This window comes from Shewanella intestini (assembly GCF_018221465.1).
GTDB lineage: Bacteria > Pseudomonadota > Gammaproteobacteria > Enterobacterales > Shewanellaceae > Shewanella > Shewanella intestini.
On record NZ_JAAIKR010000012.1, the window covers coordinates 24,607 to 40,447 of the forward strand.

The following is a 15,841-nucleotide window of genomic DNA, read 5'->3' on the forward strand; positions in this document are numbered from 1 at the left end:
CATGCCAACGACCGCTATCATTCATGCTTTTAATCTGTCGCGTTATCGTATCAAGCTCAACCCTGCTTTAGCCGTGGGTCAGCAGCGCATAAACCAGCGTCATGGGCTAATTGTCACCTTAACGGTTAACCAGCAAGGTACCCTTAGCACTCAGTATGTTGAAATAGCGCCGTTATCAGGTTTAGATCAACACGGCCAAGCCATTAGCGGTTTTAGCCCTGAGTCATTAGCACAAGTAACAACTGCATTAAGCGCCCAATTGCCAACGTTATTAGGCCAATCAGTATCAACTTTATTGGACCTAGCTGACAGCAGCCCGTTTGCCAGCGTGCAATTTGGCTACAGTTTATTACATGCGAAATTGACGACCCGTTTTAACCAAGGCTTACTGGAGCAACGTCACGTGCCATTAGTGCATGATGCGATGGATAAACAGCTTGTCAGCCAAAAGGTCAAAGCAGCTAAAGACAATATCATTAAGGTAAAAGTGGCGCAGACTGATATCGACAGTGAAATTGCTTTTATTCATCATATTTTGCAATTAAACCCAAAACTCAGGCTGCGTTTAGATGCCAATCGTGGCTTTAGTTTTGAACAAGCCTGTCATTTTTTATCCTGCCTACCTAAAGCCAGTATTGATTACATTGAAGAGCCATGTTGTCAGCCACAAGACAACCTTGACCTGTATAACACGGTAAAAGTGAAGTACGCCCTTGATGAGTCTTTGTTGCAGCCTGACTTTGTATTTGAAGCGGCAGCCGGCATTGGCGCATTAGTGATTAAACCCAGTTTATTTGGTTCTCTGACAAAGTTACAACAACTCATAGAGCAAGCACAGCACAACGGCGTACGTTGCATATTAAGTTCAGGCTTAGAGTCTGATATTGGCATTATTGACCTTAAAAAGCTCAGTAAGGTACTGACGCCAGATGATATTCCCGGTTTGGACACCTTGGCCTCGTTTGAGCAATGCTTACTTAACGAGGGGGAATTAAATCAAGCACTTGTTGAGCTTATTGCAGAACAAACACAGCCTATCAATGCCGACTCAAAAACGGCCAAAGAAGCGGTATTATGATGATCTCACCGTTACATAACACCGCTCAACAACATCCGCTGCAGACGGCGATTAGGCTATTGGTTCGAGCTAACGAGACCACCGATTTATCAACAGGCAATCACACTCAACTTGCAGCAAGCACGCAAGCTAATAGTGCAACAAAAACGCAAACAGCAATTACGACTAACCCAGCACATTCAGCCATTAGGCCACTGGATATCAGCTACCAACAACTTAGCTTGCACGTCAGCCAACTAGCTCAAACATTAACAAATAGCGGGATTAAACAAGGCGATATTATTGCTGCCGTCGCCAGCGACAATGTGGCGTTAATCCATTTATATTGGGCTTGTGTCGACTTAGGCTGCTTATTTTTCCCTATCTCTGCGCGCTTTTCAGCCTACAAAGTGGCCGAGTTACTTAACCAACACAACGTGGCCTTTGTTTATAGCGATATTAAAGATTTTGATCAGCAATTATCCACAGCAATCATGGCAGTTAAGCCACTTGATAATGCCAAATCTATCATTCAAGTGATCAATAAAATCAACTGGCTCGACCTAAGCGCGTATGACATTGCAGCGCAAAAACTCACTACGGCAAAGTTAACCCCAAGTGCTGATGCCCAATCATTGCCAGCACCAACAATTGACATCAATGCTCCGCAAAATATCATTTTAACCTCAGGTTCAAGCGGTCATCCTAAGTCCGCTGTCCACAGCTTGGCTAACCACATTCATAGCGCTAACGGTGCCAGTAGCCGCATTGCATTAAATCAAGGCGATAGTTGGTTATTGTCACTGCCGCTGTTCCATATTGGCGGTTTAGCGATTATTAATCGCTGTGCACTCAATGCTGCAGCAATGGTTATTCAGCAAGCGAAATGCTCATTAAGTGACTACCTCGAACACGCGCAGGTCACTCACTTATCATTAGTACCAACTCAAGCTCGGCAACTCCTTAATGAGGCTTTAGCATCCCTTAGCCATGTAAAAGCAGTGCTTCTTGGCGGCGGTATTATAGACAATCAGTTAGTGCATAGTTTCTTGCAAGCCGATATTCCCGCGTTTAGCAGTTACGGGATGACAGAAATGAGCTCTCAAATTACCACCAGTCACGCCAATACGTTAGGCCACCACGGCGCAGTATTGCCGCATCGACAACTTAAGGTTGTTGATGGCATGATTTGGCTAAAAGGCGAATGTTTATTTTTAGGTTATCTGGCTGACGGTAAGATTCAGCGCCCGCTTGATAGCCAGGGTTGGTTTTGTAGCAATGATTTAGGCGCACTAGATGAAAATCAGCAATTAACCGTGTTAGGCCGTGCCGATAATATGTTTATTTGCGGCGGGGAGAATATCCAGCCTGAAGAAATTGAATCAATGTTATTGCGCCACCAAAATGTAAAACAAGCTTTGGTATTTGGGATTAACGATCAAAAATTTGGCTTACTACCCGCGGCAGTCATTGACTATGTTGATGGCAATTTAGCTGGTGACACCAATCAAGCATTAACGGACATGATTTGCTCGCAACTGGCGCGCTTTAAACGCCCTAGACAATACTTTTTATGGCCACACAACTTACCCCAAGCAGGATTAAAGGTGTCCCGCCAACAGGTGATTAACGCATTACCGCAGCAGTAAGTCCGTAAGAGGTGTAAAAGGTGTAAAAGGTGTAAGAGGTGTAAGAGGTGTAAGAGGTGTAAATCATGGCAGTTTTCATTTGGGGTTGACCACAAAAAAACCTGCCGTAGCAGGTTTTATTTAGCAAGTTAAACGACCCGTTTAAAAGTCCATTTGGCTTTTAAGTTTATTCATGGCGTTTTTCTCAAGCTGTCTAATACGCTCAGCTGATACTTGATAAGTAGAAGCAAGTTCTTGCAGTGTGGTTTTATCGTCGTCTAACCAGCGAGCTCGTAGAATGTGTTGGCTACGTTCGTCTAAGGTTTTAATCGCCGTTAATAAACGCGCTTGAGAATCAGCTTCCCAATTGTCATTTTCTACTTGCTGAGCAACATCTGAAGAGTGATCTTCTAAATACAATGCTGGAGCATAATCCGTAGTGTCATCATCACTGTCAGACGCCAAGTCAAATGCTGGGTCTTGTGCGGCCATGCGTGACTCCATTTCGGTCACATCGGCTTTTGACACACCTAAATTTTCAGCCACCATAGTGACTTCAGCATCACTAAACCAGCCTAAACGCTTTTTAGATTTACGAATATTGAAGAACAATTTACGTTGCGCTTTGGTGGTTGCCACTTTTACGATACGCCAATTTTTTAGCACGTATTCGTGGATCTCAGCTTTAATCCAATGCACGGCAAATGAAACTAAGCGCACACCAACATCTGGATCAAAGCGTTTTACCGCCTTCATCAAACCAATGTTGCCTTCTTGAATTAAGTCAGCTTGCGGCAGCCCGTAACCTGAATAACCTTTTGCTACATGCACAACAAAACGCAGATGAGACATAATCAACTGTTTCGCTGCTTGCAGATCGCCAGTTTCTTGTAAACGCTTGGCAAGCCTATGCTCAGTTTCCGCATCCATCATATCAATGGTGGTCACTGACGACATATATGCTTCTAGGCTACTACTCCCTTTAGGAACAGTTAACGCCATTGATTGCGTTTGATAAGTCATTCGCTCTCCTAACTACATAAACAAAAAATCTTAACCCCCTAACCTTCAAGGTAGGTGAGGTCAATTTAGCTGATGAACTATCGACTAATTGACATCATATGTCAACTAATGAACTCATTGAGTGATCATTTTTACCGCAAATATAACCAAGCACAAGTGAACTCTGCTTCATTTAAACTCATCAACATATTCGTCATTAAAATATTATGAAGGTTCAATTTTACGTAAATGTTGACGTACCGACAAATAAGAGCCCAACCAACCTAGAAATGAAGCCAGTAATACCAGTTGAATTAACTCACTAAATGACAAAGATTGAATGCTAATAGTACTGCCGTATAACCCCAGTAAATCGGCTAATGCGCCATCAAGAAATAACACTAATATGTTCACAATTATCCACGCCAACATGCCGCCAATAATGCCGTACCAAATACCGGTATACAAAAAAGGCCGTTGAATAAAGGCTTCGGTTGCACCAACCAGTTTCATGATTTCAATCTCGGTGCGTCTATTCATAATTGCCAAGCGAATGGTGTTACCAATAACTAATACCACCGCTAACATCAGCAATGAACCAACTGCCATAACAGTGCGTTCAAGCAAATTAACAAGTGCTTGCAAGCGTTCTAACCATTCTACATCTAAGCGGCCAAAGTTGACTTCAGGCTCATGTTCAAGTTTTTGCAGTAATTGACGTGCGCCAACAGGGCTTGAATATTTAGCCAGCGGCGTAACGGTAACAACAGCAGGAAGTGGGTTTTCATCTAAATATGACAAGGCTTCACCAAAGCCTGACAAGCTTTGAAACTCTTCTAGCGCTTGACTGCGACTAATGTAACTCACGCTGTCTACTTCACTGTAAACACGAATGCGTGAAATTAAACTTTGAATAGATTGTTCACTACGACCGTCATTAATAAATAATGAAATTTCAGCGGCGCTATTCCATGACTGAGTGATATTTTCAGCATTTTTAACCAAGACTTGCAGTGCAGCAGGCAAGCTTAAACTCACGCCCAGTACCGCCATGGTCATAAACGATGACAACGGATTGCGCCATAGCTCACCAAGGCTTGCTGTGCCTTGCTGTAAATGACGAATAAAGAACATCACAATACGGCCAGTTAGCGGCAACTTACTTTGGGTTAAGCTCATTACACACCACCCGCTGTCATTGCACCTGAAGGCTCACCACCAAGCATGGTGCCTTGGCGAAGGGTTAAAGTGCGGTATTTCATTCGAGCAATAAGCCCTAAGTCATGCGTAGCAATTAACACCGTTGTACCAGCATCGTTAAAGGTTTCAAATAAGCGCAAAATGTCCATCGACAATTTAGGATCTAAGTTACCTGTCGGTTCGTCAGCCAATAAAATGGGTGGTTTATTAACAATTGCCCGCGCAATACCAACGCGTTGTTGTTCACCACCTGACAACATTATTGGAATATGACGCTCTTTACCGTACAGCCCCACCATGTCGAGTGCCGCGGCAACCCGTTTACGAATTTCACCGTGAGAAAAGCCTTCAATGACTAACGGCAGCGCGACATTATCAAATACACTTTTATCCATTAATAAGTGATGATTTTGAAATATCATGCCGATATTACGGCGTAAATAAGGCACGTGTTTCACGCCGACTTTGGCAATGTCGTGACCATTAATGCTCACTTTGCCGGCCGTTGCGCGTTCAATCACCGTGATCAATTTAAGCAAGGTGCTTTTACCTGCACCTGAATGGCCGGTTAAAAACGCCATTTCCCCTTTTTGAAGGTGAAAATTGACATTTAATAACGCTTTTTGTCCACCAGAGTACACTTTACTGACTTGCTCAAATTGGATCATAAATGCTTAGTCCGTCATTCCTGTTTAATCGTTATTTGTCCGTTTTTTCTTGATCGAACAGCGCTTCAATAAAATCGCTGGCATTAAAGGTACGCAAATCATCAATTTGCTCACCTACACCAATGTGACGGATTGGGATATTTAATTTATCTGCAATGGCAAAGATAACCCCACCTTTAGCAGTACCATCAAGTTTGCTCAAAGTGATCCCTGTTACGCCAACGGCATCTTGGAATAACTGAGCTTGATTAATAGCATTTTGGCCTGTGCTGGCATCAAGCGTTAGCATCACTTCATGTGGTGCTGATGGGTCTTGCTTTTGCATTACCCGCACGACTTTTTTCAACTCTTCCATCAAGTGACTTTTGTTTTGTAAACGCCCTGCTGTATCGGCAATCAATACATCTACGTTACGCGCTTTAGCCGCTTGTAATGCATCAAATAATACTGAGGCACTGTCTGCACCTGTATGCTGGGCAACAACGGGGATATCGTTACGTTGCCCCCAAACTTGTAATTGCTCAACGGCCGCAGCGCGGAAGGTGTCACCGGCAGCTAACATGACAGATTTACCTTGTTTTTGATACTGTTTTGCTAATTTACCAATCGTGGTCGTTTTACCGACACCATTTACGCCGACCATTAAAATAACAAATGGACCATCGCTTTTTTCAGGCACTAATGGAATCGCCACTGGTTCAAGTATTTTTTGCATTTCTTCACGAAGTAAATCGTAAAGTGCTTCAGCATCTTTAAGCTGCTTACGTGAAGCATGATCTGTCAGGTTATTAATTAATTTAGTGGTCGTTTCAACCCCAACATCAGCAATAATTAACTGTTCCTCTAACTCTTCAAATAAGTCATCATCAATCTTTTTACCTGAAAATAAGCTCTTGAACCCTGAACCAATGTTCTCGCTTGTCCGCATTAAGCCACGCTTTAAGCGGGCAAACATACCTTCTTTTTTAGGTTTTTCTTGAGGTTCAGGTTGTGCTTGCTCTGCATCTTGTTCCGCCAGTGCTAGCGCTTCTACTTCCTCTTGAGCTTGTTGCTCCGCTTGAGCTTCAGCTTGCGCTTGTTGCTCGGCTTGAGCTTTGGCCACCGCCTCGGCTTCAAGAGCTAATGCATGTTGACGTGCTGCTTCGGCTTCTATTGCCGCTTGAGCTTCAGCTTGCGCTTGTTGCTCGGCTTGAGCTTTGGCCGCCGCCTCGGCTTCAAGTGCTAACGCATGTTGTCGTGCTGCTTCGGCTTCTATTGCCGCTTGAGCTTCAGCTTGCGCTTGTTGCTCGGCTTGAGCTTTGGCCGCCGCCTCGGCTTCAAGTGCTAACGCATGTTGTCGTGCTGCTTCGGCTTCTATTGCCGCTTGAGCTTCAGCCTGTGCTTGTTGTTCAGCTTGAGCTTTGGCCGCCGCCTCGGCTTCAAGTGCTAACGCATGTTGTCGTGCTGCTTCGGCTTCTATTGCCGCTTGAGCTTCAGCCTGTGCTTGTTGTTCAGCTTGAGCTTTGGCCGCCGCCTCGGCTTCAAGTGCTAACGCATGTTGTCGTGCTGCTTCGGCTTCTATTGCCGCTTGAGCTTCAGCTTGTGCTTGTTGTTCAGCTTGAGTTTGTGCAGCCGCTTGTTCTTCAGCTAAGGCTTTTTCAGCTTCCAGCTCTGCTTGATTATCTTGTGGAGTTTGTTCAACTTCAGGAGCTGTTTTTTTGTCTTTACGGAACCAGGAGAAAAAGCCTTTCTTTGCCATGTTTGCTACCAATGCGTTATATGAATACTGATGAATGAATTGTCATGATATCTCACGCTGACAACATTATTAATGTTGAACATCAGCTTTATTCGTGAGTTTGATATAAAATAGCGACAATGCAGATTGTGGCATAGTCTACCACTTTCTTTGTTCAGGCAAAAACATGAGGATCACATGGCAAAAAAGCCCACTTCTAAGTCTACTAATAGTGGTCAAGTTAGAATTATTTCAGGCCAATGGCGCTCAAGAAAACTCCCCATTCACGACCTTGAAGGCCTTAGACCCACAACTGACCGTGTCCGTGAAACACTATTTAATTGGTTAGCGACAGATATTCGCGGCGCGCGGGTATTAGATTGCTTTGCAGGTAGCGGTGCACTTAGCCTTGAGGCATTGTCACGCTATGCTAGTTTTGCCCAAATTTTAGAGTTGCAAAAAAATGCAGCCAAACAGTTACAACAAAACTTAACCACCTTAAACTGCGACAATGCGGTGGTCACTCAAGCAGATACATTAGCGTTTTTAACCACCGCCCCAACACAAGCTTTTGACGTGGTCTTTATCGACCCTCCTTTTCGTAAAGAGCTTGCCAGTAAAACCATTGCCTTAATTGACCAACATCAATGGCTTAATGACGAAGCTTTAATTTACGTTGAAACTGAAACAGAATTAACCTCGTTAGCGTTTCCTGAAAGTTGGACACAACTAAAAGAAAAGGTCGCTGGGCAGGTAACTTATCGCTTATTCCAATATCAAGCTTAAGTGATTGTTATTATAAAAGGAGTCATCACTGCGCCATGAATAAATTTGTGTTGTTTGGAAAAATTCTCACTGCAGCTATGTGGGTATTAATGACATATAACTTGCTGATGCCATTTGAAAGTAAGGCGAGCGTATTACTTAATTTCTTTATGTTATTTACCGCGATTATGCATCTTATACAGGTCGCAATGTTTCACACCATTTTTGCTAAAACCATGGTGTTAAAGGCAACTGACTATCTGCAAGCCTTTATATTTGGTGCTTTTACCTTAATGCAGTATCGTCAAAAGTTAATCAGCCAAATGGCAGACAATTAAGCGCAATATCTGCTTTGTACTGTTGTTGGTTATTATCATCAAAAAAATCTACCGTTGGTACTAAACCCAGCAGTAGATTTTTTTATAACTGCAACCTAGCGGTATTGCTTAGGCTTACCAGCCAAATTAACCGTAAACACTGATAACTATCTTTAAGTGATATTTGTTTATCACACCATTGCCTCCTAGCAGCATTAACTTCCCTTCCATGGTTATTAAAAAGTATCCACTTGATAGTAAACCATCAACTTTTGCAGCAACGGACATCAAGTCCTTGTTGATACCAACGTTTAAGCCGAGGAAAACAGCACCAAGATCAACCTTACCAATATCAGCAAGCCAGCAAGCCAGCAAGTCAGCAAGTCAGCAAGTCAGCAAGTCAGCAAGTCAGCAAGTCAGCAAGTCAGCAAGTCAGCAAGTCAGCAAGTCAGCAAGTCAGCAAGTCAGCAAGTCAAAATATTAGACATAAAAAAACCTCGTCAATCGACGAGGTTTAATCTTTATCGTGTCTTATTTAAGACTGCTTGTCAGTTACTTTTTAGGGTAAGGGTGAGCAACACCTTTGTGACAATCGATACACGTTTTACGTTTTGCGCCTTCTTGCTTAGCATTACGTGAATGCATCATTTTAGCCATTCTCTTCATTGTATCAGGTTGGTTTTCATAGATACGAGTATGACAGTGTTGGCAGTTAGCAGAATCAGTAGCTTTAAAATACGCTAGTGCTGTATCAGCTTGTTCTCTACGGTTTTCGTCTAACCATTTTTGAGTGTTGAAATCTTTAATGGTTAAGAAACCATATAAATCTTTAGATACAATGATTTTCTTGATTAAGTAATCAACAGGGCCATGAGGTAAGTGACAATCTTGACATTGAACAGTAACACCAGCACGTCCTCCACCGTGAGCAGAAGCCAATACTTCATCTTTCAATGAATGGTGGCTGTGACAAGTCATACAAAAAGCATCCTGACTTGTTGCATGTAAGGTTTGTTGTGTTGCAAAGTACCCAACAACACCAGCTACTACACCGACTAAAATCAGTACAATAATCGAATATTTTGCGCTAGGTTTAAAAAGTGCACGCCAGTTCATCACTCATTCTCCGTAAAAAAGTCAAAAAATTAGAATTTTTTTGTATATCGCTAAGTTTAAGGTTCTTTTAGTTATAAAAAACTGATTCAATCTAGGTTTTATTATAAAAAAAGATATTAATACTCAAAATTGAGAGCCAGATCTATAAAATTTCAAGAACTTATTTCACTTTTTAAGCTCACATTAAAAATATAGGCTATTTGTTACAATTTAACCACTTAATCAAAACCTGCACCAAGTTAACCTCATCATCAAATAAACGTTAAAACGACAAGAGATATTGTCTAACAAATATCATATATCAACCAGCGTTGTGACATCGTTCATGTTATTCTTAATTTAATCTCTTGCATTGGGAATACGATGGTTCACTTAATATCAAAATTTGGATTATTAGCTTTCACGTTACTGACATTCGTCAGTCAACTGGCGCTTGCTAATAGCCAATTAATGGTAACCAATAGTCCCCCAGCAGCTACTCATCAATCGATTGATACCAAACCAGGCTGTCATCACGGCGATTCAACGCCTAGCGCGCCTTGTTGTGACCATGACCACCCTGCTAATGCTGTTACCAACAATCAAACAGGTTCATGTTGTGACAGCGAAAATAGCTGCCAAGGCAATTGCAATCACTGCGTTGTCATTGTGTTCAATGCCGCATTACTTAATGCAGATATTTGGCAACATCATCAGCAAACAACACAGCGTTTAATCGCGATAGCAAGTCAGTTCCCCTCCATATTATTATCCCAAGATTTCAAACCGCCCATTCGCTCAAGCATCGGTTAATTATTCACAACTTTTGTTTTTTGCTGTTTTTGTTGGTCATCTATATGCCACACAAACGGCTCTTGCTTGATGGAGCGCCACCATGAAACTTGTTAAACAGTTCATGTTGTTAGTTATTTTTACCTTTTCAATATTAAGTTCTGCCGCCACCGCCAATACCACATCAGAACATTATGTTTGCCCTATGCACCCGCAAGTGGTGTCTGACAAACCTGGAACATGCCCCATTTGTGGGATGAATCTTGAACTCATTACACGCCACAATCATGACCAAGCGCTGACAGTGAATGTCTCGGGTGAAATGCAGCAAGCATTAGCAATACGCACACACACCGTCACCCAAGAGACATTATGGAAGTTTATTAGTACTCAAGGAACAGTGGCTTATAACGAAAACACGATTGGTCACGCTCATAGTCGGGTTGACGGCTGGATGGAGTCATTAATGGTGCATAGCATCGGCCAACGGGTACAACAAGGGCAATTAGTTTATGAGCTTTACTCACCAGAATTGGTCAACGCACAAGATGACTACATGCAAGCAATAGATTACTTCAAACAAGACGCTCAACGCGGTAAAGGATTATTGCGCAAAGCTAAGCTCCGCCTTGAGCTGTTGGGAATGAATGCCAAAACCATCAAACAAATTGAGCAAAGCCGCGAAACCATTTATCGCGTGCCCTTTTATGCACAACAAGACGGTTTTATCAGCAAGCTTAATGTTCGTCATGGCATGTATGTTCAACCCGGTGACACCTTGTTTGAAATTGTCGATTTAAGCAGTGTGTGGGTCATTGCCGATGTGTTTGAAAATGAACAAAGTTGGCTACAACAAGGTCGTCCAGTAGCCGTATCGGCCACTGCTCAAGGGTTATTTGATATCGAATCACGCATTGATTATATCTACCCTGAACTTGATAGCACCACTAAAGCAATGCGTGTACGAATCAAACTCGATAATCCACAAAAGCAATTAAAACCGGGCACGCTGGTGCAGGTAAAGCTCTTTGGTGGCCCTAAACGTCATGTTACCAGTGTGCCAATTGAAGCCTTAATTCTAACTGGACACGAAAATCGCGTTGTCGTGCAGCGCAATGATCAAAGTTTTAGCTCCGTGGTGGTAAAAGTCGGCATGATGGCTCAAGGAAAAGCGGAAATTATTTCAGGGGTCGATGTCGGTGACACTGTTGTGGTTTCTGGGCAATTTTTAATTGATTCAGAAGCTAGCATTCAGGGCAGTTTGCAAAGACTGACTGATGACAACGCCGCTAATCCCCCCCCTCATGCACATCATTAATCGGAGCGCACTATGTTAGCAACAATCATCAGCGCATCGATAAAACAGCGCACATTGGTGTTAGTACTTACTGCGGTTATCGCATTAATTGGCTACCAAGCCATGCGTACGACCCCTTTAGATGCCTTACCTGACTTGTCAGATGTTCAAGTTATTGTAAAAACAGCTTATCCCGGTCAAGCACCGCAACAAGTTGAAGAACAAGTCACTTACCCTTTATCGAGTGCCATGTTAGCCGTACCAGGCGCAAAAACTGTTCGTGGGTTTTCCATGTTTGGTGACTCATATGTGTATATCATTTTTGAAGACGGCACTGACATTTACTGGGCACGCTCACGAGTATTGGAGTACTTGTCACAAACCCAAAGCCTACTGCCTGCCAATGTCAGCCCCACATTAGGCCCAGATGCATCAGGCGTTGGCTGGGTATTTCAATACGCGTTAGTCGATCGCAGCGGTAATAATGACCTAGCCCAACTGCGCTCATTACAAGATTGGTTTTTAAAACTTGAATTGCAAAGCGTGGCTGGCGTGTCTGAAATCGCCACCATCGGCGGTATGGAGCAAGCTTACCAAATCATTGTTGACCCACATAAGTTGGCGCTTTATCAAATTGATTTAATGACCGTTAAAAATGCCCTTGATCAATCTAATAGCTCGGCAGGTGGCTCGGTCATTGAAATGGCCGAAGCTGAATACATGCTGACTTCAACAGGTTACCGCCAAACACTTGCCGACTTTAAACACATACCGTTAGGCATTGTGTCAGCATCTGGCACACCTGTGCTGATGAAAGATGTGGCTCACCTTAGAGTCGGCCCTATGGCAAGACGCGGCATTGCAGAGCTTGATGGTCAAGGTGAAGTTGTTGGCGGCATTGTCGTCATGCGCTATGGCGAAAACGCTCTTAATACCATTAATAACGTCAAAGATAAGCTTAAACAAATTGAGCAAGGTTTGCCTGACGGCGTGGAGTTAGTGATCACTTACGATCGCTCAGAGTTAATCCTCAATTCCGTCGATAACTTAACCCATAAAGTTCTGGAAGAAATGTTAGTCGTGGCTGTTATCTGCTTGATTTTCTTGCTGCACGCCCGTTCAACCTTGGTGGCAATCATCTCACTTCCAATCTCAATATTAGTCAGTTTTATTGTTATGAACCTGATTGGGGTTAACGCCAATATTATGAGTCTAGGTGGCATTGCCATCGCCATTGGCGCTATTGTCGATGCCGCCATTGTGATGGTAGAAAATACCCACAAACACTTAGAACGCTACCGAGCACAACATGATGGCCAACCTCCGGTTGGAGAAGCCCATTGGCAGCTGGTAAAAAACGCCGCTATTGAAGTTGGGCCGGCATTATTTTTCAGCTTGTTAATCATCACCTTGAGCTTTGTGCCAGTGTTTGCTTTAGAGGCGCAAGAAGGTCGGTTATTTCATCCGCTTGCCTATACCAAAACCTTTGCTATGGCAGCTAGCGCGTTACTTGCTATTACCTTAATCCCAGTATTAATGGGCTATTTTGTGCGAGGTAAGATACCCGCTGAGAAAAAGAACCCGGTTAGCCGAGTGCTGATTGCCATTTACCAGCCATTGCTACATCGAGTGCTTCGCTTCCCTAAAGTGACCATTTTGTTGGCTTTACTCGCCCTTGCCAGTGCCAGTTACCCAATGATGAAAATGGGCAGTGAATTTATGCCAGAGCTAGAAGAAGGCGATTTATTGTATATGCCAACCACATTACCGAGTGTCAGTGCAGCCAAAGCCGCCCAAATATTGCAGCAAACCGATCGGTTAATTAAAACCGTACCTGAGGTAAAGAGCGTATTCGGTAAAGTTGGCCGCGCTATCACCGCAACCGACCCTGCACCACTGACCATGTTAGAAACCACCATCATGCTAAACCCTAGAAGTACTTGGCGCGAGGGCATGACATTAACCTCCATTATTGAAGAGTTACAACGTACGGTACGCGTACCGGGGATGACCAACGCTTGGGTGCAACCCATCAAAACCCGAATTGATATGTTATCCACCGGGGTGAGAACACCTGTGGGGATTAAAATTTCAGGCGCAGACATAGATGAACTTCAACGTATTGGCAGTGAAATAGAAGCCGTTGTCAGCCAGTTGCCTGGCACGCTATCGGCCTTTGCTCAGCGCACCTCTGGTGGCCGTTATATTGATATTGAACCAAATCTTATCAATGCAGCACGTTACGGCATGACCTTAAATGACATTCAAGATGTGGTGCAAATGGCTATTGGTGGTATGCAAGTGGGCCAGTCTATTCAAGGCCAAGAACGTTACCCAATTAATATTCGCTATCCTCGGGCGTTGCGCGACAACATTGATAAATTGCATAACTTACCTATTGTCACCAAAAGCGGCAAATACCTACCACTGAAAAATATTGCTACCTTAACCATTCGTGACGGTGCGCCAATGCTAGCCAGTGAAAATGGTCGCTTAATTAGTTGGGTATTTATCGACTTACAGGATGTGTCCATTGGCGAGTACATTACCACCGCACAGGCAGCATTAGATAAGCACATTACATTACCCGCACGTTATAGCTACAGCTTTGCTGGCCAATATGAGTATATGCAGCGCGTTGAGGCCAAAATGAAGTGGTTGATCCCAGTGATGCTGGCCGTCATCTTTATGCTGTTAATGATGACATTTAGCTCTGTCGTTCAAGCCAGTGTCATTATGCTGAGTTTACCGTTTGCGTTAGTTGGCAGCGCATGGTTGTTGTTTGCACTTAATTATCATTTTTCAGTGGCGGTTGCCGTTGGCATGATAGCCCTAGCGGGAGTGGCGGCAGAGTTTGGCGTCGTCATGCAAGTGTATTTAAATAACAGCATTAACGATAGGAAATTGGCAGGCAACTTTAACCATCGCGGCGACTTAATTAGCGCGCTAATTGACGGTGCAGTGATGCGAATACGCCCTAAAGCCATGACCGTTGCCACCATCTTTTTTGGCTTATTACCCATTATGTGGGGCAGCGGCAGTGGTAACGAGGTGATGCAAAAAATTGCCGCACCGATGATTGGCGGCATGATAACCGCGCCACTATTGTCGCTATTTGTTATCCCTGCAGTTTATTTGCTAATTTACGGCCGTAAATTAGCACTGAGGTAATAACCTTAGCGAAATTTATTTACACGTTTACCTGCCAATATAGAGATGATTAATGCGCTATATTGGCAAGGTAATGTTAAGCAAGAGCGACAAGACCAGCAAGATTTGGAAGAATGTTGTTCTATATTGGTGGCTTACAGAAAATCCGCTCAAATCGCAATAGGGATAATTGTAGGTAGACGATAGCAACTCAACGCTTTATCGCGCGAAGTTAAAAATGAACAGAGTGCACCTCCACTCACTCATTCGCGGTGCATTTATTACAGACATAAAAAAACCAGCATTGCTGCTGGTTTTTTTAGATATGTTGCATTTAAAAACGGTTATTGTGGCGTGTTTAAATGACGTAAGATCTAGAACGGAATATCGTCATCCCAACCTTCATCCAAATCTGGAGTGAAGTTTTGGTTTTGGCTCTGATTTTGTTGCTGCGGCTGCTGTGGCTGCGGCGCAGGACGTTGAGCGGGACGATTTTGTGGTTGGAAATTACCTTGTGGAGTCGCTGCCGGTTTAGGTTGGTAAGCAGGCTGACCACCTTGCGGTGCAGGAGCGGCTTGATTTTGCCCTTGTTGCGGTGCTTGGTTTTGATTATAACCTTGGTTTTGACCTTGTGGAGCACTGTTACGTTGCTGCGGTTGAGGCTGCTGACGTTGTTGACTCTGATTTTGGTAACCGCCTTGGTTTTGATTTTGGAAACCACCTTGGTTCTGATTTTGATAACCGCCACCTTGGTTGTCACCACCTGAATTGCGGCTATCAAGCATTTGCATTTCCATAGCGTTAATTTCAGTTTTGTAGCGGTCTTGACCCGTAGTTTGATCCTGCCATTTATTGGTTTGCAATTTACCTTCTAAGTAAACTTTTGAGCCTTTTTTAAGGTACTCACCCGCAATTTCCGCTAAACGACGGTACATGACGATATTGTGCCACTCAGTACGTTCTTGGATTTGACCTTGTTGGTCTTTCCACGATTCACTGGTCGCAACAGTAAAATTGGCTACTGCGTTACCATTTGGCATATAACGCACTTCAGGATCTTTACCTAAATTACCCACCAAAATTACTTTATTTACACCACGACTGGCCATCAAAATCTCCTGAGACGTTCTTAATAATCTTAAATATGTTTCTA

The 15,841-nt window shown here is 43.4% G+C and carries 14 protein-coding genes; 8 read left to right on the plus strand and 6 right to left on the minus strand.

Annotated elements, in window-relative coordinates; translation table 11 throughout:
- Position 1: 1 nt before the first annotated feature.
- Entirely contained in the window at positions 2-1,078 is a 1,077-nt protein-coding gene (menC, locus tag G3R48_RS12230) for an o-succinylbenzoate synthase (protein WP_153664999.1), read from the plus strand.
- Positions 1,075-2,706, plus strand: a complete 1,632-nt coding sequence (gene menE / locus G3R48_RS12235; RefSeq protein ID WP_228497470.1) for an o-succinylbenzoate--CoA ligase — start codon at positions 1,075-1,077, stop codon at positions 2,704-2,706. The genes menC and menE overlap by 4 nt, the downstream gene beginning before the upstream one ends.
- 141 nt (positions 2,707-2,847) lie before the next feature.
- Here the strand turns inward: menE and rpoH are convergent, their stop codons facing one another.
- From rpoH to ftsY, 4 genes are all read right to left on the minus strand, one after another.
- Complete coding sequence (gene rpoH / locus G3R48_RS12240; protein ID WP_153665001.1) at positions 2,848-3,708, minus strand: RNA polymerase sigma factor RpoH; 861 nt, start codon at positions 3,706-3,708, stop codon at positions 2,848-2,850.
- Positions 3,709-3,912: 204 nt separating this feature from the next.
- On the minus strand, positions 3,913-4,866 hold the full coding sequence (gene ftsX / locus G3R48_RS12245) for a permease-like cell division protein FtsX (RefSeq protein WP_153665003.1): 954 nt from the start codon (positions 4,864-4,866) through the stop codon (positions 3,913-3,915).
- A complete protein-coding gene (gene ftsE, locus G3R48_RS12250; protein ID WP_153665005.1) occupies positions 4,866-5,555 on the minus strand; it encodes a cell division ATP-binding protein FtsE in 690 nt (229 codons plus the stop codon). The genes ftsX and ftsE overlap by 1 nt, the downstream gene beginning before the upstream one ends.
- 31 nt (positions 5,556-5,586) lie before the next feature.
- Positions 5,587-7,293: a signal recognition particle-docking protein FtsY gene (gene ftsY, locus G3R48_RS12255; protein ID WP_212593338.1), complete on the minus strand. Its 1,707-nt coding sequence runs from the start codon at positions 7,291-7,293 to the stop codon at positions 5,587-5,589.
- A gap of 177 nt (positions 7,294-7,470) precedes the next feature.
- Between ftsY and rsmD the strand changes: the two genes are divergently transcribed.
- The 3 genes from rsmD (at position 7,471) to G3R48_RS12270 (ending at position 8,838) form a co-directional block, all read left to right on the plus strand.
- The gene (rsmD, locus tag G3R48_RS12260) at positions 7,471-8,058 is read left to right on the plus strand and encodes a 16S rRNA (guanine(966)-N(2))-methyltransferase RsmD (RefSeq protein WP_153665009.1); all 588 of its coding nucleotides are present in this window, start codon (positions 7,471-7,473) and stop codon (positions 8,056-8,058) included.
- 35 nt (positions 8,059-8,093) lie between these two features.
- The gene (locus tag G3R48_RS12265) at positions 8,094-8,375 is read left to right on the plus strand and encodes a DUF1145 domain-containing protein (protein WP_153665011.1); all 282 of its coding nucleotides are present in this window, start codon (positions 8,094-8,096) and stop codon (positions 8,373-8,375) included.
- Positions 8,376-8,538: 163 nt separating this feature from the next.
- On the plus strand, positions 8,539-8,838 hold the full coding sequence (locus G3R48_RS12270) for a hypothetical protein (protein WP_212593339.1): 300 nt from the start codon (positions 8,539-8,541) through the stop codon (positions 8,836-8,838).
- A 68-nt stretch (positions 8,839-8,906) separates the two neighbouring features.
- Here G3R48_RS12270 and G3R48_RS12275 read toward each other — a convergent pair whose 3' ends face one another.
- Positions 8,907-9,470: a NapC/NirT family cytochrome c gene (locus G3R48_RS12275; RefSeq protein ID WP_153665013.1), complete on the minus strand. Its 564-nt coding sequence runs from the start codon at positions 9,468-9,470 to the stop codon at positions 8,907-8,909.
- A gap of 363 nt (positions 9,471-9,833) precedes the next feature.
- On the opposite strand from G3R48_RS12275, the gene G3R48_RS12280 reads away from it, so the two are divergent.
- The 3 genes from G3R48_RS12280 to G3R48_RS12290 all read left to right on the plus strand — a co-directional run bounded on the left by G3R48_RS12280 (position 9,834) and on the right by G3R48_RS12290 (position 14,709).
- Positions 9,834-10,262 carry a hypothetical protein gene (locus tag G3R48_RS12280; RefSeq protein WP_153665015.1) on the plus strand — a complete coding sequence of 143 codons (429 nt, stop codon included), beginning with the start codon at positions 9,834-9,836 and terminating at the stop codon, positions 10,260-10,262.
- Between the two features lie 82 nt (positions 10,263-10,344).
- Positions 10,345-11,559, plus strand: coding sequence for an efflux RND transporter periplasmic adaptor subunit (locus G3R48_RS12285; protein ID WP_153665017.1), 1,215 nt, complete (start codon positions 10,345-10,347; stop codon positions 11,557-11,559).
- A gap of 12 nt (positions 11,560-11,571) precedes the next feature.
- Positions 11,572-14,709, plus strand: coding sequence for an efflux RND transporter permease subunit (locus G3R48_RS12290; protein ID WP_153665019.1), 3,138 nt, complete (start codon positions 11,572-11,574; stop codon positions 14,707-14,709).
- Between the two features lie 353 nt (positions 14,710-15,062).
- On the opposite strand, the gene G3R48_RS12295 is transcribed toward G3R48_RS12290, so the two are convergent.
- Positions 15,063-15,797 carry a single-stranded DNA-binding protein gene (locus G3R48_RS12295; RefSeq protein ID WP_153665021.1) on the minus strand — a complete coding sequence of 245 codons (735 nt, stop codon included), beginning with the start codon at positions 15,795-15,797 and terminating at the stop codon, positions 15,063-15,065.
- Positions 15,798-15,841 lie beyond the last annotated feature (44 nt).